General features: G+C 58.0%; 21 protein-coding genes. 4 read left to right on the top strand and 17 right to left on the bottom strand.

Features of this window, described 5'->3' with window-relative positions; genetic code table 11:
* Nucleotides 1–13: 13 nt before the first annotated feature.
* The 17 genes from IB250_RS11820 to rpsB form a co-directional block, all read right to left on the bottom strand.
* A complete protein-coding gene (locus IB250_RS11820) occupies nt 14–961 on the bottom strand; it encodes an acetyl-CoA carboxylase carboxyltransferase subunit alpha (protein ID WP_007907168.1) in 948 nt (315 codons plus the stop codon).
* Nucleotides 962–1,113: 152 nt separating this feature from the next.
* Nucleotides 1,114–4,635 carry a DNA polymerase III subunit alpha gene (gene dnaE / locus IB250_RS11815; protein ID WP_192344218.1) on the bottom strand — a complete coding sequence of 1,174 codons (3,522 nt, stop codon included), beginning with the start codon at nt 4,633–4,635 and terminating at the stop codon, nt 1,114–1,116.
* 82 nt (nt 4,636–4,717) lie between these two features.
* A complete protein-coding gene (gene rnhB / locus IB250_RS11810) occupies nt 4,718–5,359 on the bottom strand; it encodes a ribonuclease HII (RefSeq protein WP_063342641.1) in 642 nt (213 codons plus the stop codon).
* A complete protein-coding gene (lpxB, locus tag IB250_RS11805) occupies nt 5,359–6,486 on the bottom strand; it encodes a lipid-A-disaccharide synthase (protein ID WP_008072670.1) in 1,128 nt (375 codons plus the stop codon). Before lpxB ends, rnhB begins: the two co-directional genes overlap by 1 nt.
* A 2-nt stretch (nt 6,487–6,488) precedes the next feature.
* The gene (gene lpxA / locus IB250_RS11800) at nt 6,489–7,265 is read right to left on the bottom strand and encodes an acyl-ACP--UDP-N-acetylglucosamine O-acyltransferase (RefSeq protein WP_063342640.1); all 777 of its coding nucleotides are present in this window, start codon (nt 7,263–7,265) and stop codon (nt 6,489–6,491) included.
* Nucleotides 7,262–7,702 carry a 3-hydroxyacyl-ACP dehydratase FabZ gene (gene fabZ, locus IB250_RS11795; protein WP_008154051.1) on the bottom strand — a complete coding sequence of 147 codons (441 nt, stop codon included), beginning with the start codon at nt 7,700–7,702 and terminating at the stop codon, nt 7,262–7,264. Before fabZ ends, lpxA begins: the two co-directional genes overlap by 4 nt.
* Nucleotides 7,703–7,810: 108 nt before the next feature.
* Complete coding sequence (gene lpxD / locus IB250_RS11790) at nt 7,811–8,866, bottom strand: UDP-3-O-(3-hydroxymyristoyl)glucosamine N-acyltransferase (protein WP_192344217.1); 1,056 nt, start codon at nt 8,864–8,866, stop codon at nt 7,811–7,813.
* A gap of 3 nt (nt 8,867–8,869) precedes the next feature.
* Nucleotides 8,870–9,373, bottom strand: coding sequence for an OmpH family outer membrane protein (locus IB250_RS11785; protein WP_007907155.1), 504 nt, complete (start codon nt 9,371–9,373; stop codon nt 8,870–8,872).
* A gap of 45 nt (nt 9,374–9,418) precedes the next feature.
* Nucleotides 9,419–11,794 carry an outer membrane protein assembly factor BamA gene (gene bamA / locus IB250_RS11780; protein WP_123501162.1) on the bottom strand — a complete coding sequence of 792 codons (2,376 nt, stop codon included), beginning with the start codon at nt 11,792–11,794 and terminating at the stop codon, nt 9,419–9,421.
* 72 nt (nt 11,795–11,866) lie between these two features.
* Nucleotides 11,867–13,219 carry an RIP metalloprotease RseP gene (gene rseP, locus IB250_RS11775; RefSeq protein ID WP_192344216.1) on the bottom strand — a complete coding sequence of 451 codons (1,353 nt, stop codon included), beginning with the start codon at nt 13,217–13,219 and terminating at the stop codon, nt 11,867–11,869.
* 52 nt (nt 13,220–13,271) lie between these two features.
* Nucleotides 13,272–14,462, bottom strand: a complete 1,191-nt coding sequence (ispC, locus tag IB250_RS11770) for a 1-deoxy-D-xylulose-5-phosphate reductoisomerase (protein WP_192344215.1) — start codon at nt 14,460–14,462, stop codon at nt 13,272–13,274.
* Nucleotides 14,459–15,265 (bottom strand): phosphatidate cytidylyltransferase, encoded by an 807-nt coding sequence (locus IB250_RS11765; RefSeq protein WP_192344214.1) that lies wholly within the window; start codon nt 15,263–15,265, stop codon nt 14,459–14,461. Before IB250_RS11765 ends, ispC begins: the two co-directional genes overlap by 4 nt.
* Nucleotides 15,265–16,020, bottom strand: a complete 756-nt coding sequence (gene uppS, locus IB250_RS11760) for a polyprenyl diphosphate synthase (RefSeq protein WP_007907977.1) — start codon at nt 16,018–16,020, stop codon at nt 15,265–15,267. The genes IB250_RS11765 and uppS overlap by 1 nt, the downstream gene beginning before the upstream one ends.
* Nucleotides 16,021–16,033: 13 nt before the next feature.
* Nucleotides 16,034–16,591 (bottom strand): ribosome recycling factor, encoded by a 558-nt coding sequence (gene frr, locus IB250_RS11755; protein ID WP_007907979.1) that lies wholly within the window; start codon nt 16,589–16,591, stop codon nt 16,034–16,036.
* Entirely contained in the window at nt 16,588–17,331 is a 744-nt protein-coding gene (gene pyrH, locus IB250_RS11750) for a UMP kinase (protein ID WP_003172271.1), read from the bottom strand. The genes frr and pyrH overlap by 4 nt, the downstream gene beginning before the upstream one ends.
* 210 nt (nt 17,332–17,541) lie before the next feature.
* A complete protein-coding gene (tsf, locus tag IB250_RS11745) occupies nt 17,542–18,405 on the bottom strand; it encodes a translation elongation factor Ts (RefSeq protein WP_123501154.1) in 864 nt (287 codons plus the stop codon).
* Nucleotides 18,406–18,597: 192 nt separating this feature from the next.
* A complete protein-coding gene (rpsB, locus tag IB250_RS11740) occupies nt 18,598–19,335 on the bottom strand; it encodes a 30S ribosomal protein S2 (RefSeq protein WP_007907989.1) in 738 nt (245 codons plus the stop codon).
* 373 nt (nt 19,336–19,708) lie between these two features.
* Between rpsB and map the strand changes: the two genes are divergently transcribed.
* From map to IB250_RS11720, 4 genes are all read left to right on the top strand, one after another.
* Entirely contained in the window at nt 19,709–20,491 is a 783-nt protein-coding gene (map, locus tag IB250_RS11735) for a type I methionyl aminopeptidase (RefSeq protein ID WP_007907990.1), read from the top strand.
* A 45-nt stretch (nt 20,492–20,536) separates the two neighbouring features.
* Nucleotides 20,537–23,239, top strand: a complete 2,703-nt coding sequence (locus IB250_RS11730; RefSeq protein ID WP_123501152.1) for a [protein-PII] uridylyltransferase — start codon at nt 20,537–20,539, stop codon at nt 23,237–23,239.
* A gap of 126 nt (nt 23,240–23,365) precedes the next feature.
* The gene (gene dapC, locus IB250_RS11725; RefSeq protein WP_192344213.1) at nt 23,366–24,565 is read left to right on the top strand and encodes a succinyldiaminopimelate transaminase; all 1,200 of its coding nucleotides are present in this window, start codon (nt 23,366–23,368) and stop codon (nt 24,563–24,565) included.
* A gap of 166 nt (nt 24,566–24,731) precedes the next feature.
* Nucleotides 24,732–25,451, top strand: a complete 720-nt coding sequence (locus tag IB250_RS11720) for a M12 family metallopeptidase (RefSeq protein ID WP_192344212.1) — start codon at nt 24,732–24,734, stop codon at nt 25,449–25,451.
* The last annotated feature ends 63 nt before the right edge of the window (nt 25,452–25,514 follow it).

The following is a 25,514-nucleotide window of genomic DNA, read 5'->3' as shown; positions in this document are numbered from 1 at the left end:
AGCCGAGGTCAGATCAGAGACCGTAGCTCATCAGACGCTCGTAACGACGGGCCAACAGCGCCTTGTTATCGAACTTCTTCAACATCGCCAGTTGCGAGCTCAGCTCGGCGCGGATCGAGGCAGCCGCAGCGGCCGGATCACGATGAGCGCCGCCCAATGGCTCGCCGATCACTTTATCGACAATGCCCAGGCCCTTCAGACGCTCGGCAGTGATGCCCATGGCTTCAGCTGCATCCGGGGCTTTCTCGGAAGTTTTCCACAGAATCGAGGCGCAACCTTCCGGCGAAATCACCGCATAGGTCGAGTACTGCAGCATGTTCAGCTGATCGCAGACGCCGATCGCCAATGCACCACCGGAACCACCTTCACCGATCACGGTGGCAATGATTGGGGTTTTCAGACGAGCCATGACGCGCAGGTTCCAGGCAATCGCTTCGCTCTGGTTGCGCTCTTCGGCGTCGATACCGGGGTAAGCACCCGGAGTGTCGATGAAGGTCAGGATCGGCATTTTGAAGCGTTCGGCCATTTCCATCAGACGGCACGCCTTGCGGTAGCCCTCCGGACGCGGCATGCCGAAGTTGCGACGAACCTTCTCGCGCACTTCGCGGCCTTTCTGGTGACCGATGATCATCACCGGCTGATCATCCAGACGGGCAACACCACCTACGATGGCAGCGTCGTCGGAGAAGTGACGGTCGCCGTGCAGTTCGTCGAACTCGGTGAAGATGTGTTCGATGTAGTCCAGGGTATACGGACGTTTCGGGTGACGCGCCAGACGTGCGATCTGCCAGCTGGTCAGCTTGCCGAAGATGTCTTCGGTCAGCGTGCTGCTCTTGTCCTGCAGGCGGGAGATCTCATCGCCGATATTCAGCGAATTGTCATTACCGACCAAGCGCAACTCTTCGATCTTGGCTTGCAGGTCGGCGATCGGCTGTTCGAAATCTAGAAAATTCGGGTTCATAGGCGTCCGTCTTGGGTCGACCTTCCAAGAGAGCTTGGGCCGGCCGGTTGTCTATTCGCGCCCTACCTTAAGGGACAGGCGCGTTCAGGTCGAGATTAAAAATTTGGGTCGGGATCAGGCGCGTTCCAATGGCAAGGAATGGCACCTGACCGTCAACGGTATTGGAGGAAGACGTTGTCTCGCCCGAACTGGTCACGCAGGGCTTGAATCAAGGCATCCGCCGGGTCGATCCGCCAGGTCTCGCCGAACTGCAACAAGGCCTTCGCATCGGGACTGGTGTACTCCATGGTGATCGGGCACGCGCCGCGGTGGCGCTTGAACAGCTCACCCAGCCAGCGTAGCTGATCGCCTTTCAAATCCTGGGTGTGCAATTTCAGGCGCAGGCTTTCGGCCAGGTTGGTGCGCGCATCTTCCATGCTCATCACGCGCTTGACCCGCAGCCGCAGGCCGCCAGAGAAGTCATCATTGCTGACTTCGCCTTCGACCACCACCATCGCGTCGGTCTGCAACAGCGACTGCGCGGAGTGGAAGGCGTCGGCGAACAGCGAGGCTTCGATCCGGCCGGAGCGGTCGTCGAGGGTAATGAAACCCATCTTGTCGCCCTTTTTATTCTTCATCACTCTCAGGGCGATGATCATGCCTGCGACTGTCTGGGTATCGCGAGCCGGCTTCAGATCGATGATGCGCTGACGGGCGAAGCGACGGATCTCGCCTTCGTATTCGTCGATCGGGTGACCGGTCAGGTACAGGCCCAGGGTGTCTTTCTCCCCTTTCAGGCGTTCCTTGAGGGTCAGTTCCTTGGCCTTGCGATGATTGGCGTAGACGTCGGCATCTTCCTCGACGAACAGCCCGCCAAACAGGTCGGCGTGACCACTGTCGTGGGTGCGCGCGGTTTGTTCGGCAGCCTTGATCGCCCCTTCCATCGCGTTCAACAAGACCGCGCGGTTCTGGTCGATGCTGGCTTGATAGGCTTTGGGTTCGTCATGGAAATACGGGCCCAGACGATCCAGCGCGCCGCTGCGGATCAAACCGTCCAGGGTGCGCTTGTTGATCCGCTTGAGATCGACACGGGCGCAGAAATCGAACAGATCCTTGAACGGCCCGTCCTGACGCGCCTCGGTGATCGCTTCCACCGGCCCTTCGCCCACACCCTTGATTGCGCCGAGGCCATAAATAATGCGGCCTTCGTCATTCACCGTGAACTTGAACTCCGAAGTATTCACATCCGGCGCGTCGAGACGCAGCTTCATGGTGCGAATTTCTTCGATCAAGGTCACGACCTTGTCGGTGTTGTGCATATCCGCCGACAGCACCGCGGCCATGAACGGCGCCGGGTAGTGGGCTTTTAGCCAGGCGGTCTGGTACGACACCAGGCCATACGCGGCGGAGTGGGATTTGTTGAAGCCGTAACCGGCGAATTTTTCTACCAGGTCGAAGATGTTACCGGCCAGGTCGGCGTCGATATTGTTGGTGGCGCAACCTTCAATGAAACCGCCACGTTGCTTGGCCATTTCCTCGGGTTTTTTCTTACCCATGGCTCGACGCAGCATGTCTGCACCGCCAAGGGTGTAACCGGCCATGACCTGGGCAATCTGCATCACCTGTTCCTGATACAGGATGATGCCGTAAGTCGGCGCCAGGACTGGCTTGAGGCCTTCGTACTGGTAATCCGAGTGCGGGTACGCGAGCTCCGCGCGACCGTGCTTACGGTTGATGAAGTCATCCACCATGCCCGATTGCAACGGGCCCGGACGGAACAGGGCCACCAGTGCGATCAAGTCTTCCAGGCAGTCGGGCTTGAGCTTTTTGATCAGCTCTTTCATGCCGCGCGACTCAAGCTGGAACACCGCGGTGGTTTCAGCTTTTTGCAGCAGCGTGTAGGTCGGTTTGTCGTCCAGCGGAATGAACGCGATGTCCAACGGTGGCTCGTTGACCTTGGCGCGATCGCGGTTGATGGTTTTCAGCGCCCAGTCGATGACCGTCAGGGTCCGCAGCCCCAGGAAGTCGAACTTCACCAGACCGGCCGCCTCGACGTCGTCCTTGTCGAACTGGGTTACCAGGCCATCGCCCGCTTCGTCGCAATAAATCGGCGAGAAGTCGGTCAGCTTGGTCGGCGCGATTACCACACCACCGGCGTGCTTGCCGACGTTACGCACAACGCCTTCGAGCTTGCGCGCCATCTCCCAGATTTCCGCAGCCTCTTCATCGACCTTGATGAAGTCGCGCAGGATTTCTTCCTGCTCGTAGGCTTTTTCCAGGGTCATGCCGACTTCGAACGGAATCATCTTCGACAGACGATCCGCCAAACCGTAGGACTTGCCCTGCACCCGCGCCACGTCACGGACCACCGCTTTCGCAGCCATGGAACCGAAGGTGATGATCTGGCTCACCGCGTTACGGCCGTATTTCTCGGCCACGTAATCGATCACCCGGTCACGGCCGTCCATGCAGAAGTCGACGTCGAAGTCGGGCATGGATACCCGTTCCGGGTTAAGGAAACGTTCGAACAGCAGGTCATATTCCAGCGGGTCGAGGTCGGTGATTTTCTGCACATAGGCCACCAGCGACCCGGCACCCGACCCACGACCCGGACCTACCGGCACGCCGTTGCTCTTGGCCCACTGGATAAAGTCCATCACGATCAGAAAGTAACCGGGGAAGCCCATCTGGATGATGATATCCAGCTCGAAATTCAACCGGTCGACATAGACCTGACGCTTGGCTTCGTAGTCTTCGGTGGTGTCCTTGGGCAGCAGAACGCTGAGGCGCTCTTCGAGACCATCGAAGGAAACCTTGCGGAAATACTCGTCGATGGTCATGCCATCGGGAATCGGGAAGTTGGGCAGGAAGTGTTTGCCCAGTTTCACCTCGATGTTGCAGCGTTTCGCGATCTCAACCGTGTTTTCCAGCGCCTCGGGCAAGTCGCTGAACAGCTCGGCCATTTCCTCGGCACTTTTGAGGTATTGCTGATCGCTGTAATTCTTCGACCGCCGCGGATCGTCGAGGGCCCGGCCCTCACCGATGCATACGCGGGTTTCGTGGGCTTCGAAGTCTTCCTGCTTGATGAAACGCACATCGTTGGTCGCCACCAGCGGCGCGCCGATCTTCGCCGCCAGCGCCACGGCGCCGTGCAGTTGTTCTTCGTCATTGGGGCGGCTGGTGCGCTGGACTTCCAGATAGAAGCGATCCGGGAACACCGCCATCCACTCGCGAGCCAGGGTTTCGGCTTCGTCCGGGTTGCCGCTGAGCATGGCCAGACCGATCTCGCCCTCTTTCGCCGCCGACAGCATGATCAAGCCTTCGCTGGCTTCAGCCACCCACTCGCGCTCGATGATCACCGAGCCATTGCGCTGGCCGTCGATGAAGCCACGGGAGATCAGCTCGGTGAGGTTGCGATAACCCACGGCGTTCATCGCCAGCAGGCTGATCCGGCTCAAGGGGTTGTCCGGATCCTTGTTCGACAGCCACAGGTCGGCGCCGCAGATCGGCTTGATCCCCGCACCCATCGCCGCTTTATAGAATTTGACCAGGGAACACATGTTGTTCTGGTCGGTGACCGCCACGGCAGGCATGTTCATGCCGACCAGGGTCTTGACCAGCGGCTTGATCCGCACCAGACCGTCGACCAGGGAATATTCAGTGTGCAGGCGTAGATGAACGAATGAAGCCGGCATAGTGATCCTGTCTAGAAACTAGAAACGTGAAGACAACAAGGCCCGGATTGTACCGGGCCTTGAGTAAAACATCAGCCTGCGACTAACTCCCGATCAGGTTTTCCCGCGCTTCATACGCCAAGCGTACCGGGGCGAACGAGCGGCGATGGATTGGGGTCGGCCCCAAGCGGGCCAGCGCTTCCAGATGAACGGGTGTCGGGTAGCCTTTATGGCCTCCGATCCCGTAACCCGGATAAATCAGTTCGAATGCCGCCATTTCTCGATCACGGCTGACCTTGGCCAGAATCGATGCCGCGGCAATGGCCGGCACCTTGCCATCACCCTGGATCACCGCTTCGGCTCGCATCGAGAGTTTCGGGCAACGATTGCCATCGATCATCGCCAGTTTCGGCTGAATGTGCAGCCCCTCGACGGCACGCTGCATGGCCAGCATGGTGGCGTGAAGAATGTTCAGTTCGTCGATTTCTTCTACTTCAGCCCGAGCGACATACCAGCTCAGGGCTTTTTCGCAGATTTCGTCGTAAAGCGCTTCGCGACGGGCTTCGGTGAGCTTTTTGGAATCGTTGAGGCCCAGGATGGGGCGGCTCGGATCGAGGATCACTGCCGCCGTCACCACCGCACCGCACAGCGGGCCGCGACCAACCTCATCGACACCCGCTACCAGATCTACAACCTCATCGACCAGCATAAAATCCAGGCCCAGCTGCTTGCTTGCTTTGCTCATTATGCTCTGCCAATCAGGTTCAGTACCGCGTCCGCTGCCTGATTGGAGGCGTCCAAGCGCAGGGTTCGGTGGATTTCGTCAAAGCCTCGGGTCTGCTCCTGGCCACCTTCGATCAGTGGCGACAGGGTCTGGGCCAAGGCCTCAACCGTCGCATCGTCCTGCAACAACTCCGGCACCAGCAGGCGCTGGGCCAGCAGATTCGGCAACGAGACGTAGGGACTCTTCACCATCCGTTTGAGAATCCAGAACGTCAGCGGTGCCAAGCGATAAGCGACCACCATCGGTCGCTTGTACAACAAGGCTTCCAGCGTAGCCGTGCCCGAAGCGATCAACACGGCATCGCAAGCAGCCAGGGCCAGATGGGACTTGCCGTCGAGCAAGGTCAGTGGCAGATCACGACCGGCCAGCAGCTCTTCAAGCTGGGCCCGCCGCTGCGGGCTCGCGCACGGCATGACGAACCGTACGCCCGGGCGCATGGCGCGCACGCGCTGGGCAGTGTCGAGGAACAGCGCACCAAGGCGCCCGACCTCACCACCCCGGCTACCCGGCATCAGGGCGACCAGCGGCCCATCCGGCAAGCCAAGTTCGGCCCGCGCTGCGGCGCGATCAGCCTCAAGCGGAATCGCATCGGCCAGGGAATGGCCGACAAACCGCACCGGCACGCCCTTCTCTTCATAAAATTTAGCTTCGAACGGGAACAGCGTCAGCATCAGGTCGCAACCTTCGCGAATCTTCAGCACCCGCTTCTGTCGCCAGGCCCAGACCGACGGGCTGACGTAATGCACGGTCTTGATCCCGGCCTGACGCAGCTTGAGTTCGATATTGAGGTTGAAGTCCGGGGCATCGATACCGATGAACACGTCCGGCTTCTCGGCGATAAGGTCCGCAACCAGTTTTTTGCGACGCGCCAATAGCTCGCGCAAACGGCCCAGCACTTCCACCAGCCCCATGACAGAAAGGCGTTCCATCGGGAAATACGACGTCAAGCCTTCGGCCTGCATCAGTGGACCGCCGACACCGATGAACTCGACCGCCGGATGCTGAACCTTGAGTGCGCGCATGAGGCCCGCACCCAGAATGTCACCGGAAGCCTCTCCCGCCACCAGCGCAATTCGCAAATTGGCCATGGTTAACGGGTGATGCCGCGGGTCGAAGACTGGATGGAGTCACGGAAAACCGCAACTTCCGGGAACTGCAGCGAGGGTTCGGCCAGCTCGACAAGCGCCTGCTCGACCGTCAGGCCCTGGCGGTAAACCACCTTGTAGGCACGACGCAGCGCGTGGATCGCATCTTCGCTGAAACCGCGACGGCGCAGGCCTTCGAAGTTCATGCTGCGGGCTTCGGCCGGGTTGCCGAATACCGTGACATAGGCTGGAACGTCCTTGCCAATGGCAGTGCCCATGCCGGAAAAGCTGTGGGCGCCAATGTGGCAATACTGGTGAACCAGGGTAAAACCGGACAGGATCGCCCAGTCTTCAACGTGCACATGGCCCGCCAACGCGGTGTTGTTGACCAGGATGCAGTGGTTGCCGATAACGCTGTCGTGACCGATGTGGGCATAGGCCATGATCAGGTTGTGATCGCCCAGGGTCGTTTCCGAACGGTCCTGAATGGTCCCGCGATGAATCGTCACGCCTTCACGGATGACGTTGTGGTCACCGATGACCAGACGGGTTTCTTCGCCCTTGTATTTCAGATCGGGCGTGTCCTCGCCTACCGAAGAAAACTGGTAGATGCGGTTGTGCTTACCGATTCGGGTCGGGCCCTTGAGAATCACATGCGGCCCGATCACTGTCCCCTCGCCGATTTCCACACCTGCGCCGATGATCGACCAAGGGCCGACTTCGACGTCGTCGGCCAGAATGGCCGTCGGATCGATGATTGCGCGAGGGTCAATCAAACTCATAGTTTGCGTTCCGCGCAGATGATTTCAGCGGAGCAGACTGGCTTGCCATCGACCGAAGCCTGGCATTCGAACTTCCAGATCTGACGCTTGCAGCTGATGAAGCGCGCTTCGAGGATCAACTGATCGCCTGGAGTGACGGGCTGACGAAAACGCAGCTTGTCGGAGCCGACGAAGTAGTAAAGCGTGCCGTCAGCAGGCTTCACGTCGAGCATTTTGAAACCGAGGATGCCGGCAGCCTGAGCCATCGCTTCAATGATCAACACGCCCGGCATGATTGGATGCGCAGGGAAGTGACCATTGAAGAACGGTTCGTTGATGCTGACATTCTTGTAGGCGCGAATGCGCTTGCCTTCCACATCCAGATCCACGACCCGGTCCACCAGCAGGAACGGGTAACGGTGAGGCAGGTATTCGCGAATCTCGTTGATGTCCATCATTTCGGGGGGAAGCCTATGTAAAGATTGGGAGCGCGCGACTGACGCGCACTCCTCTAGCAAATCAAGGAGGCAGTCTAACGGCTGTGCACACTTGATATGGAAATGGTATCAGCCATCTGATGAAGCATTACCGTCAGGGGTCACGTCCCCTACACGCTTTTCCAGCTGTCGCAGACGTCGCGCGATGTCATCGAGCTGACGGATGCGGGCCGCGCTTTTACGCCATTCGGCTGCCGGTTGCATCGCCGTACCGGAAGAATAGGAACCCGGCTCGGTAATCGAGTGGGTCACCATGGTCATCCCGGTCAGGAAAACGTTGTCGCAAATCTCGATATGTCCCACCAGACCCACGCCACCGGCGAGCATGCAATGCTTGCCGATTTTGGTGCTGCCGGAGATCCCCACACAGGCGGCCATGGCAGTGTGATCACCGACCTGGACGTTGTGAGCGATCTGAATCTGGTTGTCGAGCTTCACACCATTGCCGATAACGGTATCGGCCAGTGCGCCGCGATCGATAGCGGTATTTACGCCTATTTCCACGTCATCGCCGATCGAAACGCCGCCGATCTGGGCGATTTTCTGCCAGACACCTTTCTCGTTGGCAAAACCGAAGCCTTCACCGCCGAGCACAGCACCGGATTGAATCACCACCCGTTTGCCAATGCGTACGTCGTGATACAGCGTGACGCGCGGGGCCAACCAGCCGCCCTCGCCGATTTCGCATCGCGCACCGATGAAGCATTGAGCCCCAACGGTCACACCTGCGCCAATACGCGCCGCACTTTCGATGACCGCAAAGGCACCGATGCTCGCCGCCGGGTCGACCACTGCATCCGCCGCCACCACCGCTGTCGGGTGAATACCGGCAGGCGCCTTGGGTTTGGGATCGAACAAGTGGGAAACGCGCGCGTAGGCCAGATACGGATCCGGCACCACCAGTGCATCACCGGCAAAACCTTCTGCGTCAGCGGCCTTCAGCAATACGGCTGCGGCCCGACTGTCAGCCAGGTATTTACGGTATTGAGGATTTGCCAGAAAGCTCAACTGAGCTGGGCCAGCCTCTTGCAAAGTGGCTAGCCCAGTAATTGCTTTCTTCGGGTCGCCACGTAAAGTGGCGCCGAGGAACTCGGCCAACTGGCCGAGCTTTGTAGTCGCTGTCATGGGTTACTTCAGCTGATTCATGCGCTCGATAACCTGGCGAGTGATGTCGTACTGAGGCTTGACATCAATCACTGCGCCACGCTCGAAGACCAGGTCAAAAGCACCTTTCTTGATGACTTCTTCCACAGCGCTGTCCAGTTTCGGCTTGAGCTGTTTCAGCATTTCACGGTCGGCAACGGCTTTGGCTTCGTTCAGTTCCTTGGACTGGAACTGGAAATCACGGGCCTTTTGCTTGAATTCGAGCTCAAGACGTTCACGCTCGCCTTGTTGCATTTTGTCGCCGCCAGCCATCAGACGGTCCTGGATACCCTTGGCGCTGCTTTCCAGGCTCTTGAGCTTGGTCAGTTGCGGGCCAAACTTCTTCTCGGCATCCACGGCGTATTTTTTCGCCGCGTCGGATTCCAGCAGTGCCATCTGATAATTCAGTACGGCGATTTTCATATCGGCAAAAGCCGGTCCTGCAACCAGTACGGTCGCCAGGAGAACCAATTGAGTCAACTTACGCACGATGCACTCCTACAAAATCCATTGTCGTTATCTTGGGTCAGACGCTTAGAACGTCTGGCCGAGGGAGAATTGGAACACTTGAGTTTCAGCGTCATCCGGTTTCTTGACCGGCATCGCCAGTGCGAAGCTCAAAGGACCGAGAGCGGTAACCCATGTGACGCCGATACCAACGGAACTGGCCATGTTGCTCAAGCTAATGTCGTTGCACTGCGTATTGGACTTCGAACCGTCAGCGTTCCTGGTCTCTTTGCACGTCGAGTCGAACACGTTACCCACGTCCCAGAATACCGAAGTACGCAGGGAGCGCTGATCCTTGACGAATGGCAGAGGGAACAGAACCTCAACACCGCCCTGGATCAGGACATTACCACCGAATGGCAGTGGATCCTGGTCAGGATCTCGAGACGTGCCCGGGTTTTTACCGGTACTTGGCGTACTGCGAGGACCAAGGGTACTGTCCTTGAAGCCACGAACCGAGTTGAAACCACCAGCATAGTAGTTTTCATAGAACGGCAGGCCATCGGTCGAACCGTAACCATCGCCGTAACCCAGTTCAGTGTGCAGGCGCATGGTGTAGTTTTCAGTCAATGGCTGGAACAACTGGCCACGGTAATCAAGTTTGAAGAACGACAAGTCGCTGCCAGGGGTGGTGGCTTCCAGAGTCAGGCTCTGGGAACGACCACGGGTCGCCAATACACCTTTGTTCAGCGTGGACTCGGACCAACCGGCCGAGGCCTTGAAGTTCAGGTAATTGTCGCCTTCCTGATTAACGAAGTCGAAAATCTCATCAACGGTGTATCGGCCAGTCTTGATCTTGTCCTGTTGCGCGGTCAGGCCGAAGGTCAGGCGCGAAGTCTCACTGATCGGGTAGCCGACGCTCACGCCCGCACCCAGGCTGTCTACGGCATAGCTGGCCACGTCGACGTCGAGGTCGTCATAGTCGGTGGTGCGATAGAAAGCGTTGTAACCCAGGCTCACACCGTCAGCAGTCCAGTACGGGTCGACATAACCGAAGTTATAGCGGCTCTGGTATTCACTGCGGGTCAAACCGACGCTGACCTTGTTACCGGTACCCAGGAAGTTGTTCTGGGTAATCGAACCACCAAGGATCAGACCGGCACTCTGGGCGAAACCGACGCTGGCGGTAATCGAGCCGGACGCCTGCTCTTCAACGCTGTAGTTCACATCAACCTGGTCATCGACACCCGGCACGGCCGGCGTCTCGACGTTGACTTCCTTGAAGAAGCCCAGACGTTCCAGACGTGTCTTGGATTGATCGATCAGGTAAGTCGAAGCCCAACCGCCTTCCATCTGACGCATTTCACGGCGCAACACTTCGTCTTCGGACTTGGTGTTGCCACGGAAGTTGATGCGGTTCACGTAAGCACGCTTGCCCGGATCAACAGCGAACGTGATGTCGACCGTGTGATCGTCATCGTGAGGCTGAGGCACGCCGTTGACGTTAGCGAAGGTATAACCCTCGTTACCCAAGCGACGGGTGATCAGTTCGGACGTGGTGGTCATCAGCTTGCGCGAGAACACCTGGCCTTTCTGAACCAGCAGCAGGGACTTGATCTGGTCTTCAGGGACTTTCAGGTCACCGCTGAGCTTGACGTCACGAACGGTGTACTTCTCGCCTTCGTTGACGTTGACGGTGATGTAAACGTGTTTCTTGTCCGGGGTGATGGACACCTGGGTCGAAGCGATATCCATATTGATATAGCCGCGATCCAGATAGTAGGAGCGCAGACGCTCCAGGTCACCGGAGAGTTTTTCACGAGCGTACTTGTCATCGTTCTTGAAGAACGACAACCAGTTGCTGGTCTTGAGTTCGAACAGGTCGATGAGGTCTTCATCAGGGAAAACAGTGTTACCCACCACGTTGATGTGCTGGATAGCTGCAACGGTGCCTTCGTTGATGTTGACCTTCAGGCCCACGCGGTTACGCGGCTGTGGCACCACCTCGGTATCGACGGTAGCGGAGTAGCGGCCCTGAGCGACGTATTGACGCTGCAGCTCGTTACGCACACCTTCAAGGGTGGCGCGCTGGAAGATCTCGCCTTCGGCCAGACCGGATTGTTTGAGGCCCTTCATCAGGTCTTCAGTGGAGATCGCCTTGTTGCCTTCGATCTCGATACTGGCGACCGACGGACGCTCGACTACAGTGATGACGAGGACGTTGCCATCGCGACCCAGTTGGATATCTTGAAAGAACCCGGTTTTGAACAACGCACGAGTGGATTCCACCAGGCGACGATCGTCCGCCTGTTCGCCGACGTTCAACGGCAAGGCACCAAAGACGCTACCCGCGGAGACCCGCTGTAGGCCATTGACGCGAATATCAGAGATAGTGAAGGACTCGGCGTGAACTTCGGCGATCATCAATACGGTGAGAACCGCAGTTAGCAGCAGACGTTTCATGAAGTCCTTTCTTATTCCAACTGGCAATAAAAACTGCCGCAAAATGCGGCAGATTCGCAATTCAGCGAAGCGTTACAGTCGGCCCAGATCATTAACCAGAGCAAGTAACATCACCCCGACCACCAAACTGATACCGATCTGTATCCCCCAACCTTGCACCCGATCCGACAAGGGACGACCACGCGCCCACTCGATCAGATAAAACAACAAATGCCCCCCATCCAGTACAGGAATGGGCAACAAATTCAGAACCCCCAGGCTAATACTCAGATAAGCAAGGAAATTCAGGAAATCAGCGACGCCCGACTGGGCAGAAGCGCCCGCCACTTTAGCAATGGTTATCGGTCCACTCAAGTTTTTTACCGAGAGCTCACCGAACAACATTTTCTTGAGCGAATCGAGGGTCAGTACGCTCATGGTCCAAGTGCGTCGGGCACCTTCGCCAATCGCAGCCACCGGACCGTAACTGACTTCGCGAATCATCTCTGGTGGCCAATCGACCGCTTTCACCCCGGCGCCCAGATAACCACTGGGCGATTTGCTCTCGCCGCGAGCGGCCAACGTCACAGGGACGTCGATTTGAGCACCATCGCGCTCGACGCGCAGCATGATTTTGGTATCCGGATGCATACGGACGATGTCGACTACCTGCTGCCAGTCGTCCAGCGCCTTGCCATCAAGGGCCAACAAGCGGTCACCCGGCTTCAGGCCCGCAGCCTTCGCCGGCCCTTTCGGATCAAATTCGGCCAGGACGGGCGGCAACGCCGGACGCCAAGGACGAATGCCCAGCGAGCGAATCGGATCTGGCTCCTCGGCCCCCTTGAGCCACTTGTCCAGCACCAGCTCACGGGGTGAGTCCACCGTGGAGCCCTGTTCGCGGACCAGCAATTGAATGGCACCGCTCTCGCCCAGACGACGGATCAGTTGCAGGTTCACCGCGGCCCAGCCGGAGGTTGGCTCGCCATCGATGGCCATGATTTCCTGGCCCGGGCTCAAACCTGCCTTGGAAGCAATACTGCCAGACTCTACCGCGCCGATAACCGGCCGCACCTGCTCGCTGCCCAGCATTGCCAATGCCCAGAAAAACACCATTGCCAATAGAAAGTTGGCGATCGGGCCGGCCGCGACGATGGCGATGCGCTGACGGACAGATTTGCGATTGAAGGATTGATCGACCTGGTCGGCCGGGACCTCGCCTTCGCGCTCGTCGAGCATCTTCACGTAGCCACCCAACGGGATGGCGGCGATGACGAACTCAGTGCCTTTGCTGTCATGCCAGCGCAACAACGGCATGCCAAAGCCCACGGAGAAACGCAGCACTTTGACCCCACAGCGACGCGCGACCCAGAAATGGCCGAACTCGTGGAAGGTGACCAGCACACCCAGCGCTACCAGGGTGCCGACAATCATATAGAGCGCGCTCATGTACTTTCTCCGCAATCCTATCAGTGCTGCATGGGGCAACGTATTGCAGCACTTATCGCCCGTGACGACTCAACCATTGCCCGGCCAGTACCCGTGCTTTCGCATCAGCCGTAAACACTGCCTCGAGATCATTCACTGCAACCACAGGCTCGAGGTTCAACACTTCCTCGATAATACTCGCGATTTCCAGGTAGCGAACCCGCCCGTCGAGAAACGCCGCCACAGCCACCTCATTCGCGGCATTGAGCATGGCCGGCGCACTGTTGCCCGCTTCGGCGGCTTGACGCGCGAGGCGCAGGCACGGAAAACGCTCCTCATCGGGCGCCTGGAAATCCAGGCGAGCGATGGCAAAGAGGTCCAGTGGCGCAACACCCGAGTCGATTCGCTCTGGCCAGGCCAGGGCATTGGCAATCGGCGTGCGCATGTCCGGATTGCCCAACTGCGCCAATACTGAACCATCGATGTAGTCGACCAGCGAATGAATCACGCTCTGCGGGTGAATCACCACTTCGACCTGAGAAGGGGTAGCGTCGAACAGCCAGCAAGCCTCGATCAGCTCGAGCCCTTTGTTCATCATGCTGGCCGAATCCACCGAAATCTTGCGCCCCATGGACCAATTCGGGTGGGCACACGCTTGCTCGGGAGTAACATGCGCCAGTTCGGCCATGGGTGTCTGCCGGAACGGGCCGCCAGAGGCTGTCAGTAAAATCCGACGCACCCCGACCGCGCCAAGCCCACGAGCGAAATCCTGTGGCATGCACTGGAAAATCGCGTTGTGCTCACTGTCGATCGGCAGCAGCACTGAACCGCTTTTGCGCACGGCCTGCATAAACAGCGCACCGGACATCACCAGCGCTTCTTTATTGGCCAGAAGAATCTTCTTGCCAGCCTCGACCGCCGCCAGGGTCGGACGCAAGCCCGCCGCACCGACAATGGCCGCCATTACCGCATCGACTTGCGGATCGGAGGCGACCTGACACAAGCCCTCCTCCCCTACCAGAACCCGGGTCGACAGACCGGCCGCGCGCAAATCGTCCTGCAAGCGACGGGCAGCGCCAGATTCCGGCACGACGGCAAAGCGCGGCGAATGACGCACACACAGCGCCAGCAGTTCACTCAAACGAGTGAACCCGCTCAAGGCGAAAACCTGATAACGCTCGGGATGACGGGCGATGACGTCGAGGGTACTCAGACCAATCGAACCGGTCGCTCCCAGCACGGTAATCTGTTGTGGGCGGCTCACGGTGCGGCCATCCACAGCAGCACGGCGAATACCGGAATCGCCGCCGTCAGGCTATCGATTCGGTCCAGCACGCCGCCGTGGCCAGGCAGCAGATTACTGCTGTCCTTGATCCCCGACTGGCGCTTGAACATGCTTTCGGTGAGGTCGCCCACCACCGAAATGAACACGATTATTGCAGCACCGAACAGCCCCATCAGCATCTGAGCGAAATTCCAGTCCCGCACAAAACCGACGATTGCGGTAATCACCAGACTCACCAGCAAGCCGCCGTACACGCCTTCCCAGCTTTTGCCAGGGCTGACCTGTGGCGCCAGCTTGCGTTTGCCGAAGGCCCGACCGGAAAAGTACGCACCGATATCGGCCCCCCAGACCAGCACCATCACTGCCATGATCAGCCAGTTACCCAAGGGCTGCTGCTTGATCAGAACCAGGCCTTGCCACGCCGGTAACAGAATCAACAAACCGATCACCAGCTTGCAGGCAGCACTGGCCCAATGTTGACTGGACTGTGGATAGGTCAATACCAGGTACGTGGCCATGCCCCACCAGAGCACCGCAGCACCCAACACCCAAGGCGCGAGCCCCGGCAGGATGTGCATGAAAAACAGCATCAACGCAACCACAGCGGCATAGGCAAGGCGAATCGACTGAGCAGCGAAACCGGCCAACCGCGCCCACTCCCAAGCCCCAAGCGTCACCACCAGCCCGATGAACAGCGCAAAACCGGACCCTTCGAGCAGGAAAAACCCGCCCAGGGCAATCGGCAGCAGAATCAGTGCCGTGATGATTCGTTGTTTAAGCATTAAACCCGGGCTCCAGCCTCGACCTGCTCGCTCGTTTTACCGAAGCGACGCTGGCGAGAAGCGAAATCGGCTAGCGCATTGCGCATGGCGTCGTGTTTGAAGTCCGGCCAGAACAGGTCGGAGAAGTACAACTCGGCGTAAGCCAGCTGCCACAGCAGGAAATTGCTGATGCGATGCTCGCCACCGGTACGGATGCACAAGTCTGGCAACGGCAGATCACCGGTCGCCAGACAGGTTTGCAACAGCTCGGGGGTAATGTCCTCCGGACGCAGATGCCCGGCCTGAACTTCACGGGCCAGACGCTGCGCGGCTTGCGCGATATCCCACTGACCGCCGTAGTTGGCAGCGATCTGCAGGACAAAGCGGTTGGCACCGACAGTCATCGCCTCGGCTTCGCGCATAGCGGCCTGAAGCTCCGGGTGAAAACGCGAGCGATCACCAATGATGCGCAAACTGATGTTGTTGTCGTTGAGGCGCTTGGCCTCGCGACGCAATGCCTTGAAGAACAGATCCATCAAGGCACTGACTTCATCGGCCGGGCGCTGCCAGTTCTCGCTGGAGAACGCGAACAGGGTCAATACTTCGACCCCGGCCTCGGCACACACTTCGATCACCGCACGCACCGCATCCACGCCCGCTTTATGCCCGGCGACACCCGGCATAAAGCGTTTTTTCGCCCAGCGATTATTACCATCCATGATGATCGCGACATGGCGCGGCACCGCGGACGGCGCAGTCTGCTTTGTCTTATCCATTAAAACGTGACCCTTATACGGCCATCAGGTCTTTTTCTTTCTGCGCCAAATTCGCGTCAATTTCAGCCACGTACTTTTTGGTCAGATCATCAATTTCGCCAGTAGCGCGACGCTCTTCGTCTTCGCTGATTTCCTTTTCCTTGACCAGATCCTTGAGTTGGCTGTTCGCATCACGACGGATGTTGCGCACCGCAACACGGGCATCTTCAGCGACATCGCGAGCCTGCTTGGTGAAGCCCTTACGGGTTTCTTCGGTCAGGGCCGGCATGGAGATCAGCAGCAACTCACCCAGGTTGGTCGGATTGAGGTTCAGACCCGCGCTACCGATGGCCTTGTCGACGGCACCCAGCATGTTGCGCTCAAAGGCAACCACTTGCAGGGTACGGGCGTCTTTCACGGTGATGTTCGCCACTTGCTTGATCGGCGTGTCGGAGCCGTAGTACGGAACCATGACACCTTCCAGAATGCTTGGGTGCGCCTGGCCCGTACGAATACGGCCGAAGTTGTGCGCCAGCGATTCGACGGATTTTTTCATGCGCTCTTGAGCGTCTTTCTTGATTTCGTTGATCATTGTTGGCCTTCCTCGATCAGAGTCCCTTCAGCGCCGCCATGTACGATGTTCAGCAGGGCGCCGGGCTTGTTCATGTTAAATACGCGCAACGGCATCTTGTGGTCGCGGCACAGGCAAATAGCCGTCAGATCCATCACGCCCAGCTTGCGATCCAGTACTTCATCATAAGTCAGATGATCGAACTTCTCGGCATGCGGGTCTTTGAATGGATCAGCCGTGTAAACGCCATCGACCTTGGTTGCCTTGAGCACGACGTCAGCGTCGATTTCGATTGCACGCAAGCAAGCTGCCGAATCCGTGGTGAAGAACGGATTACCGGTACCAGCCGCAAAAATCACGACTTCCTTGGCATTCAGGTGGCGCATGGCTTTGCGGCGATCATAGTGATCGGTCACGCCAACCATGGAAATGGCCGACATCACGATGGCCGAGATATTGGCACGTTCCAGCGCATCACGCATCGCCAGGGCGTTCATCACAGTGGCCAGCATGCCCATGTGGTCGCCAGTGACCCGATCCATGCCGGCCGCGCTGAGCGCCGCACCGCGAAACAGGTTACCCCCGCCGATCACCAGACCAACCTGGACACCGATGCCGACCAGTTGGCCAACTTCCAGCGCCATGCGATCCAGAACTTTCGGATCGATCCCGAACTCTTCCGAGCCCATCAGGGCCTCGCCGCTAAGCTTGAGTAGAATGCGTTTATAGCGAGCCTGATAACCACTGCCCTGCTGAGCCATTGCGAATCTCTCCTGCGGCGTATTTTAAAAAATTCTTTGCGGGCTGTTTGCAGCCTGCGTTCACTCTAGCTTGACGCTATCACAGCGCCATCGGAACACGGCTTTGTAAGCCAGTTCCGACGAGAAGCCAAATAAATTGGCATCCCCATCTGAAAAGAGGCTGCGCGCGTGAGCGGGCAGCCTCTTCAGGGCGACAGTTAAAAAACCGTCTTATTGCTTGGCAGCAGCCAGTTGGGCAGCAACTTCTTCAGCGAAGTTGTCGACCGGCTTCTCGATGCCTTCGCCTACTTTGAAGTAGGTGAAGGAAACGATTTCAGCACCGGCTTTCTTGGCCAGCTCGCCGACTTTGATTTCAGGGTTCTTGACGAACGCCTGCTCAACCAGGCTGGCTTCGGCCAGGAACTTGCTGATACGGCCTTTGACCATGTTTTCAACGATGTTTTCCGGCTTGCCGGCGATCTTGTCAGCGTTGAGAGTCAGGAACACGCCCTTCTCACGCTCAATCGCTTCAGCGGAAACTTCCGACGGCAGCAGGAATTCAGGGTTGGTCGCCGCTACGTGCATAGCGATGTCCTTGGCCAGCTCAACAGTGCCGCCTTTCAGGACAACTGCAACACCGATCTTGTTACCGTGCAGGTAACCACCAACAACGTCACCTTCAACGCGCGCCAGACGACGGATGTTGACGTTTTCGCCAACCTTGCCGACCAGTACCAGGCGATCAGCTTCTTGAGCTTCGATCAACGGAGCAGCTTCAGTCAGCTTGTCAGCGAACGCTTTTTCAACGCTTGCAGCAACAAATGCCTTGAAGTCGTCCTGCAGAGCCAGGAAGTCGGTCTGCGAGTTCACTTCCAGCAGAACGGCGGATTTACCGTCTTCTTTAAGAGCGATCGCGCCTTCAGCGGCAACGTTGCCAGCTTTCTTGGCAGCCTTGATGGCGCCCGAAGCACGCATGTCATCAATGGCTTTTTCGATGTCGCCGCCAGCCTTGGTCAAGGCCTTTTTGCAGTCCATCATGCCTTCGCCGGTACGCTCGCGCAGTTCTTTGACCAACGCTGCAGTAATCTCTGCCATTTTCAAATTCCTCTTGGATAGGTTTTCAACCATTCCACCCGATCGAACGGGCGTTCAATTCTTCCCGAACCACCCTTGTTAGCCGCTGCACGTTACAGATGATGTAGCTGCGCTGCTCACAAATGGTTTTCGAGGTGGCAAAAAGGGGGCCAAGCCCCCTTTTTGCTTACTGAGTCAACGCCAGGGCGTCAATTACTCAGCTGCAGCTGCCGGAGCTTCTTCAACGAACTGCTCGGTACCGCCAGCAACGTGGTTGCGACCGCGGATTACAGCATCAGCCATCGAACCCATGTACAGCTGGATAGCGCGGATTGCGTCATCGTTGCCTGGGATGATGTAGTCAACGCCTTCCGGGCTGCTGTTGGTATCGACTACGCCGATAACCGGGATGCCCAGCTTGTTGGCTTCGGTGATCGCGATGCGCTCGTGATCAACGTCGATAACGAACAGAGCGTCTGGCAGACCGCCCATGTCCTTGATACCACCCAGGGAACGATCCAGCTTCTCAAGATCGCGAGTGCGCATCAGCGCTTCTTTCTTGGTCAGCTTGGCGAAAGTACCGTCTTCGGCTTGCACTTCAAGGTCACGCAGACGCTTGATGGAAGCACGGATGGTTTTGAAGTTGGTCAGCATGCCGCCCAACCAGCGGTGATCGACGTACGGCGAACCGCAACGTGCTGCTTCTTCAGCAACGATCTTGCCAGCGGAACGCTTGGTGCCGACGAACAGGATCTTGTTTTTGCCCTGGGCCAGACGCTCTACGAAAGTCAGAGCTTCGTTGAACATTGGCAGGGTTTTTTCAAGGTTGATAATGTGGATCTTGTTACGCGCGCCGAAAATGTACTTACCCATTTTCGGGTTCCAGTAACGGGTCTGGTGACCGAAGTGCACACCGGCCTTCAGCATATCGCGCATGTTGACTTGGGACATGATAGTTCCTTAATAAGTCGGGTTTGGCCTCCACGTATCCCAATGACCAACCAGCAGCATCAGCTGAAGGCACCCAGGTCATCGTGTCGACACGTGTGTGGATTTAAGCTTCCCAGGGTATCCCCGGAAAGCGGCGCATTTTATATCACAAGGCAGAAAAAAACGGAACCCGGATTCTGAAAACCGGAGAAATGCTTTTGGCCCCTGCCTTGGAATCTCCCCAGAATGCGCCATCCTATAGAGAGAAGCGATGCACAGAGGCTCAGATTTGCGCTGATCGTCTGGTAGAATCGCGTTTTTCAGGGCTGCGAAGATCGCTCACGCAATGCCCATTTCGTTTTAGAAGGCGCCATTGAGCGCAGAGAGAGCCTGTATGACCGTCACCCTCAAAACCCCAGAGGACATCGCAAAAATGCGGATCGCCGGCAAGTTGGCCGCCGATGTGCTGGAAATGATTGCCGATTATGTCAAACCGGGTGTCACCACCGAAGAGCTGGACCGCATCTGCCACGACTATATCGTCAATGAGCAGAAAGCCATCCCTGCCCCGCTCAACTACAAGGGCTTCCCGAAGTCGATCTGCACCTCGATCAACCACGTGGTCTGCCACGGCATCCCGAACGAAAAACCGTTGAAGGATGGCGACACGCTGAACATCGACGTCACCGTGATCAAGGACGGTTACCACGGCGACACCAGCCGCATGTTCCACGTCGGCTCCGTTCCGGTCTGGGCCGAGCGTCTGTCCCAGGTGACTCAGGAATGCATGTACAAGGCCATCGAACTGGTCAAACCCGGCTGCCGCCTGGGCGATATCGGTGAAGTGATCCAGAAGCACGCGGAAAAGAACGGCTTCTCGGTGGTTCGCGAGTTTTGCGGTCATGGCATCGGCAAGGTGTTTCACGAAGAACCGCAGATCCTGCACTACGGCCGCGCCGGCACCGGCATGGAACTGAAAGCCGGCATGACCTTCACCATCGAGCCGATGATCAACCAGGGCAAGGCCGACACCAAGGTGTTGGGCGACGGCTGGACCGCCATCACCAAGGATCGCAAGCTGTCGGCGCAGTGGGAGCACACCCTGCTGGTGACCGAAACCGGTTACGAGATCTTCACCCTGCGCAGCGACGATACCATCGCGCGCGTTTCGGCCTGATCCCGCCCGCTCCGTTCCCAGCCTTATAGAAAGGAAAGCCAATCGATGCCGCAGGTGGATCCCGAACTCTTCGACCGCGGCCAGTTCCAGGCTGAACTGGCCCTGAAGGCAAGCCCTATTGCTGCTTTCAAGAAGGCGATCCGTCAGGCCCGCGAGGTGCTCGACGAGCGGTTCCGCAGTGGCCGGGACATTCGCCGACTGATTGAGGATCGCGCCTGGTTTGTCGACAACATCCTGCAACAAGCCTGGGAACAGTTTAACTGGAGCGAAGACGCCGATATCGCCCTGGTGGCAGTCGGCGGCTACGGTCGCGGCGAGCTACACCCCTATTCCGACATCGATCTGCTGATTTTGCTGGACAGCGCCGATCACGAAATTTTTCGGGATTCCATCGAACGTTTTCTGACGTTGCTGTGGGACATCGGCCTGGAAGTCGGCCAGAGCGTTCGTTCGGTGGACGAATGCGCCGTCGAGGCCCGTGCCGACCTGACGGTCGTCACCAATCTGATGGAAAGCCGCACCATTTGCGGCCCCGAGCGGCTGCGCCAGCGCATGCTGGATGTCACCAGCACCGCGCACATGTGGCCCAGCAAGGAATTCTTCCTGGCCAAACGCGCCGAGCAGAAAGCCCGTCATCACAAGTACAACGACACCGAATACAACCTGGAACCCAACGTCAAAGGCTCGCCCGGTGGCCTTCGGGATATTCAGACGATTCTCTGGGTGGCCCGTCGCGAATACGGCACCCTGAACCTGCGGGCCTTGGCGGGCGAAGGTTTCCTGGTGGAGAGCGAAAACGCCCTGCTGGCCTCGTCCCAGGAGTTTCTGTGGAAGGTACGTTACGCCCTGCACATGCTCGCCGGCCGTTCCGAAGACCGCCTGTTGTTCGACCACCAGCGCTCCATCGCCGGGCTATTGGGGTTCGAAGGCAACGACGCCAAGCAAGCCATCGAAAACTTCATGCAGCAGTATTATCGGGTAGTCATGAGCATTGCCCAGCTCAGCGACCTGATCATCCAGCACTTTGAAGAAGTGATCCTGGCCCCCGAAGACGAAGCACCACCACAGCCGATCAACTCGCGGTTCCAGCTGCACGACGGCTACATCGAGGCGCGTAGCGACAACGTGTTCCGCCGTACGCCATTCGCCATGCTCGAGATCTTTGTGCTGATGGCTCAGCAACCGGAAATCAAAGGTGTACGCGCCGATACCATCCGTCTGCTGCGCGAGAATCGTCATCTGATCGATGACGACTTCCGCAACGATATTCGTAATACCAGCCTGTTCATCGAGCTGTTCAAGTGCAAAATCGGCATCCACCGCAATCTGCGGCGGATGAACCGTTACGGCATTCTTGGGCGCTATCTGCCGGAGTTCGGCTTCATTGTCGGGCAGATGCAGCATGACCTGTTTCACATCTATACGGTCGACGCGCATACCCTGAACCTGATCAAGCACCTGCGTAAGCTGCAGTACACCCAGGTGTCGGAAAAATTCCCGCTGGCCAGCAAGCTCATGGCCAAACTGCCCAAACCCGAACTGATTTACCTGGCCGGTCTTTATCACGACATCGGCAAGGGCCGGCATGGCGATCACTCGGAAATCGGCGCCGTGGACGCCGAAGCTTTTTGCCAGCGCCACCAGTTGCCGATCTGGGACAGCCGTCTGATCGTATGGCTGGTGCAGAACCATTTGATGATGTCGACCACGGCCCAGCGCAAAGACCTGTCCGACCCGCACGTGATCCACGATTTCGCGCAGACCGTCGGCGATGAAACCCGCCTCGATTATCTGTACGTGCTGACTGTTGCCGACATCAACGCAACCAACCCGACGCTGTGGAACTCCTGGCGCGCGAGCCTGTTGCGCCAGCTCTACACCGAGACCAAGCGCGCCTTGCGTCGTGGTCTGGAAAACCCGGTGGATCGCGAAGAGCAGATCCGCCAGACCCAGAGCGCGGCACTGGACATTCTCGTACGCGGCGGCAACGATCCGGACGATGTCGAGCAGCTCTGGGCGCAACTGGGCGATGACTACTTCCTGCGCCACACCGCCGGCGACGTGGCCTGGCACACTGACGCGATTCTGCAGCAGCCGGCCGACGGCGGCCCGCTGGTGCTGATCAAGGAAACCACCCAGCGCGAGTTCGAGGGCGGTACGCAGATCTTCATCTATGCACCGGACCAGCACGATTTTTTCGCCGTGACCGTGGCGGCGATGGACCAGCTCAACCTGAACATTCACGATGCCCGGGTCATCACCTCCAGCAGCCAGTTCACCCTCGATACCTATATCGTGCTCGACACCGATGGCGACTCGATCGGCGACAACCCGGCGCGGGTCAAGCAGATCCGCGAAGGCCTGACCGAAGCCCTGCGCAACCCGGACAATTACCCGACCATCATCCAGCGTCGGGTGCCGCGCCAGCTCAAGCATTTTGCGTTTGCGCCACAGGTCACAATCCACAACGATGCTCAGCGGCCGGTGACCGTGCTGGAGCTCAGTGCGCCCGACCGTCCGGGGTTGCTGGCGCGGATCGGCACGATCTTCCTGGAATTCGACTTGTCGCTGCAGAACGCCAAGATCGCCACCCTGGGCGAGCGCGTGGAAGACGTGTTCTTCATCACCGATGCGAACAATCAGCCGCTGTCCGACCCGTTGCTGTGCAGCCGCTTGCAGGATGCCATCGTCGAACAGCTGAGCGTCAGCCAAGAACCCGATATCAAACTGTCACGATTCAGTATCTGAACCAACAATTTTCCCCTGTGGGAATGGACTTCCTGTGGAGAGGGGGCTTGTTGTGGCGAGGGGGCTTGCCTCACCACAACAAGCCCCCTGCACCACATTAGCCCTCCCACATTGAACGAGGCCCTCATGAACAACGCTCTGAACCAGTTGCAGCCCTACCCGTTCGAAAAGCTCCGCGCCCTGCTCGGCAGCGTCACGCCAAACCCGGAAAAGCGCGCCATCGCGCTGTCCATCGGCGAGCCGAAACACCGCTCGCCAGCTTTTGTCGCTGAAGCCCTGGCAAGCAATCTGGATCAGATGGCCGTGTACCCGACCACCCTCGGCATCCCTGCCTTGCGTGAAGCTATCGCCGCCTGGTGCGAACGCCGCTTCAGCGTCCCGAACGGCTGGCTCGACCCGGCGCGCAATGTGCTGCCGGTCAACGGCACGCGCGAAGCGCTGTTCGCGTTCACCCAGACCGTGGTCAACCGTGGTGACGACGCATTGGTGGTCAGCCCGAACCCGTTCTATCAAATCTACGAAGGCGCGGCATTCCTCGCCGGCGCCAAGCCGCATTACCTGCCGTGCCTGGATGAAAACGGCTTCAACCCGGATTTCGACGCTGTTTCGCCAGACATCTGGAAACGCTGCCAGATCCTGTTCCTGTGCTCGCCAGGCAACCCGACCGGCGCGCTGATTCCGGTCGACACGCTGAAGAAGCTGATCGCCCTGGCTGACGAATACGACTTCGTGATCGCCGCAGACGAGTGCTACAGCGAGCTGTATTTCAACGAACAAACCCCACCGCCAGGCCTGCTCAGCGCATGCGTCGAACTGGGTCGCAAGGACTTCAAGCGTTGCGTGGTGTTCCACAGCCTGTCCAAGCGTTCCAACCTGCCGGGCCTGCGTTCGGGCTTCGTGGCCGGTGATGCCGATATTCTCAAAGGCTTTCTGCTGTATCGCACCTATCACGGCTGCGCGATGCCGGTTCAGACCCAACTGGCCAGCGTTGCCGCATGGAATGATGAAGTGCATGTACGCGCCAACCGTGCGCTGTACCGCGAGAAATACGATGCGGTGCTGGAGATCCTCAGCCCGGTGATGGACGTACAGCGTCCGGACGGTGGTTTTTACCTGTGGCCGAATGTGAACGGTGATGACGCGGCGTTCTGCCGTGACCTGTTCGAACAGGAACACGTGACCGTGGTACCGGGCTCCTACCTGTCCCGCGATGTGGATGGCGTCAACCCGGGTGCCGGACGCATACGCATGGCGCTGGTTGCGCCGCTGGCTGAATGCGTGGAAGCGGCCGAGCGCATTCGCGCGTTCATTACCCGCAACAAATAGTCTCCCCGCCCGCACTGTGCAATACAGTGCGGGAGCTTTTTTATAACCAGTAACACATCACTCGCAATTAAGATTCACTGAACTGCAGAGACCTCTTACTCTCATGCAGCGCATTACTGTGCGCACTCACACAACTTTAGCCTTTACTTCATGGAAGAAGTACCTAATGAACTGCACCCTTATCCAATGGCCCGACGACCAGCAATCCTACGACGCGGCTATCAATGAAAACCCCGGAAATGCAGGATCCACCCTCGGCACACGTCGCAAGCGCTCTCTGATCGCTTATTCGAAGTTGTGGGCAAATGGACGCACGCTCAAAATCGCATTTATCGACGATCCCGACGATGAACACAAACAGAAGATCATCAGGGCGGCCAGTCAGTGGCTGCCCTATATCAATCTGAATTTCGATTTCGTCGAAGGGCTGGAAGGTGATATCCGAATTGCGACAAAAAACCCTATTAACAGCTCGATGTTGGGCACCGATGCGCTACTGATTCATCCAGACTGGCCAACCATGGATCTGGGCGTCGTACCTGAACATGAAGATTTCGAAGTGATCGTGACTCATGAATTCGGACATGCATTAGGGGCGATGCACGAACATCAACACCCCGAAGCCAATATTCCTTGGGATAAACCGAAAGTGTATGAGTTCTACCAGAATCGAGAGATGAATCCACTGACCAAAGAACAAGTCGATATGAACCTGTTTCAGCCCTTCGATACCATCGAAGCGATTTATACGCCTTACGACAGGAAGTCCATCATGCATCACCCCGTGGCTAACACACTGACACTGGGCGATTGGGAAATTCCTATCAACCGCAAGATCAGTAGAAAAGACAAACAACTCATGAAGTTGCTTTATCCAAAACGCTGACAGCCCAACTTCCCGCAATGCGTCATCACCGATCTGGTGATGACGACCGAGGCTATGCCACTC

Source organism: Pseudomonas sp. PDM09, from assembly GCF_014852305.1.
Taxonomy (GTDB): Bacteria; Pseudomonadota; Gammaproteobacteria; order Pseudomonadales; family Pseudomonadaceae; genus Aquipseudomonas.
Note: the sequence above shows the minus strand (reverse complement) of the source record. Positions and strands in the feature narration are given on the sequence as shown.

Coding starts and splice junctions, on each gene's coding strand:
- dnaE (WP_192344218.1), bottom strand. CDS start 4,635: ATGCCGGCTTCATTCGTTCATCTACGCCTGCACACTGAATATTCCCTG.
- fabZ (WP_008154051.1), bottom strand. CDS start 7,702: ATGATGGACATCAACGAGATTCGCGAATACCTGCCTCACCGTTACCCG.
- IB250_RS11765 (WP_192344214.1), bottom strand. CDS start 15,265: ATGCTTAAACAACGAATCATCACGGCACTGATTCTGCTGCCGATTGCC.
- frr (WP_007907979.1), bottom strand. CDS start 16,591: ATGATCAACGAAATCAAGAAAGACGCTCAAGAGCGCATGAAAAAATCC.
- IB250_RS11730 (WP_123501152.1), top strand. CDS start 20,537: ATGCCGCAGGTGGATCCCGAACTCTTCGACCGCGGCCAGTTCCAGGCT.
- lpxA (WP_063342640.1), bottom strand. CDS start 7,265: ATGAGTTTGATTGACCCTCGCGCAATCATCGATCCGACGGCCATTCTG.
- map (WP_007907990.1), top strand. CDS start 19,709: ATGACCGTCACCCTCAAAACCCCAGAGGACATCGCAAAAATGCGGATC.
- tsf (WP_123501154.1), bottom strand. CDS start 18,405: ATGGCAGAGATTACTGCAGCGTTGGTCAAAGAACTGCGCGAGCGTACC.
- IB250_RS11820 (WP_007907168.1), bottom strand. CDS start 961: ATGAACCCGAATTTTCTAGATTTCGAACAGCCGATCGCCGACCTGCAA.
- bamA (WP_123501162.1), bottom strand. CDS start 11,794: ATGAAACGTCTGCTGCTAACTGCGGTTCTCACCGTATTGATGATCGCC.
- IB250_RS11720 (WP_192344212.1), top strand. CDS start 24,732: ATGAACTGCACCCTTATCCAATGGCCCGACGACCAGCAATCCTACGAC.
- dapC (WP_192344213.1), top strand. CDS start 23,366: ATGAACAACGCTCTGAACCAGTTGCAGCCCTACCCGTTCGAAAAGCTC.
- rseP (WP_192344216.1), bottom strand. CDS start 13,219: ATGAGCGCGCTCTATATGATTGTCGGCACCCTGGTAGCGCTGGGTGTG.
- rnhB (WP_063342641.1), bottom strand. CDS start 5,359: ATGAGCAAAGCAAGCAAGCAGCTGGGCCTGGATTTTATGCTGGTCGAT.
- uppS (WP_007907977.1), bottom strand. CDS start 16,020: ATGGATAAGACAAAGCAGACTGCGCCGTCCGCGGTGCCGCGCCATGTC.
- lpxD (WP_192344217.1), bottom strand. CDS start 8,866: ATGACAGCGACTACAAAGCTCGGCCAGTTGGCCGAGTTCCTCGGCGCC.
- rpsB (WP_007907989.1), bottom strand. CDS start 19,335: ATGTCCCAAGTCAACATGCGCGATATGCTGAAGGCCGGTGTGCACTTC.
- lpxB (WP_008072670.1), bottom strand. CDS start 6,486: ATGGCCAATTTGCGAATTGCGCTGGTGGCGGGAGAGGCTTCCGGTGAC.
- pyrH (WP_003172271.1), bottom strand. CDS start 17,331: ATGGCTCAGCAGGGCAGTGGTTATCAGGCTCGCTATAAACGCATTCTA.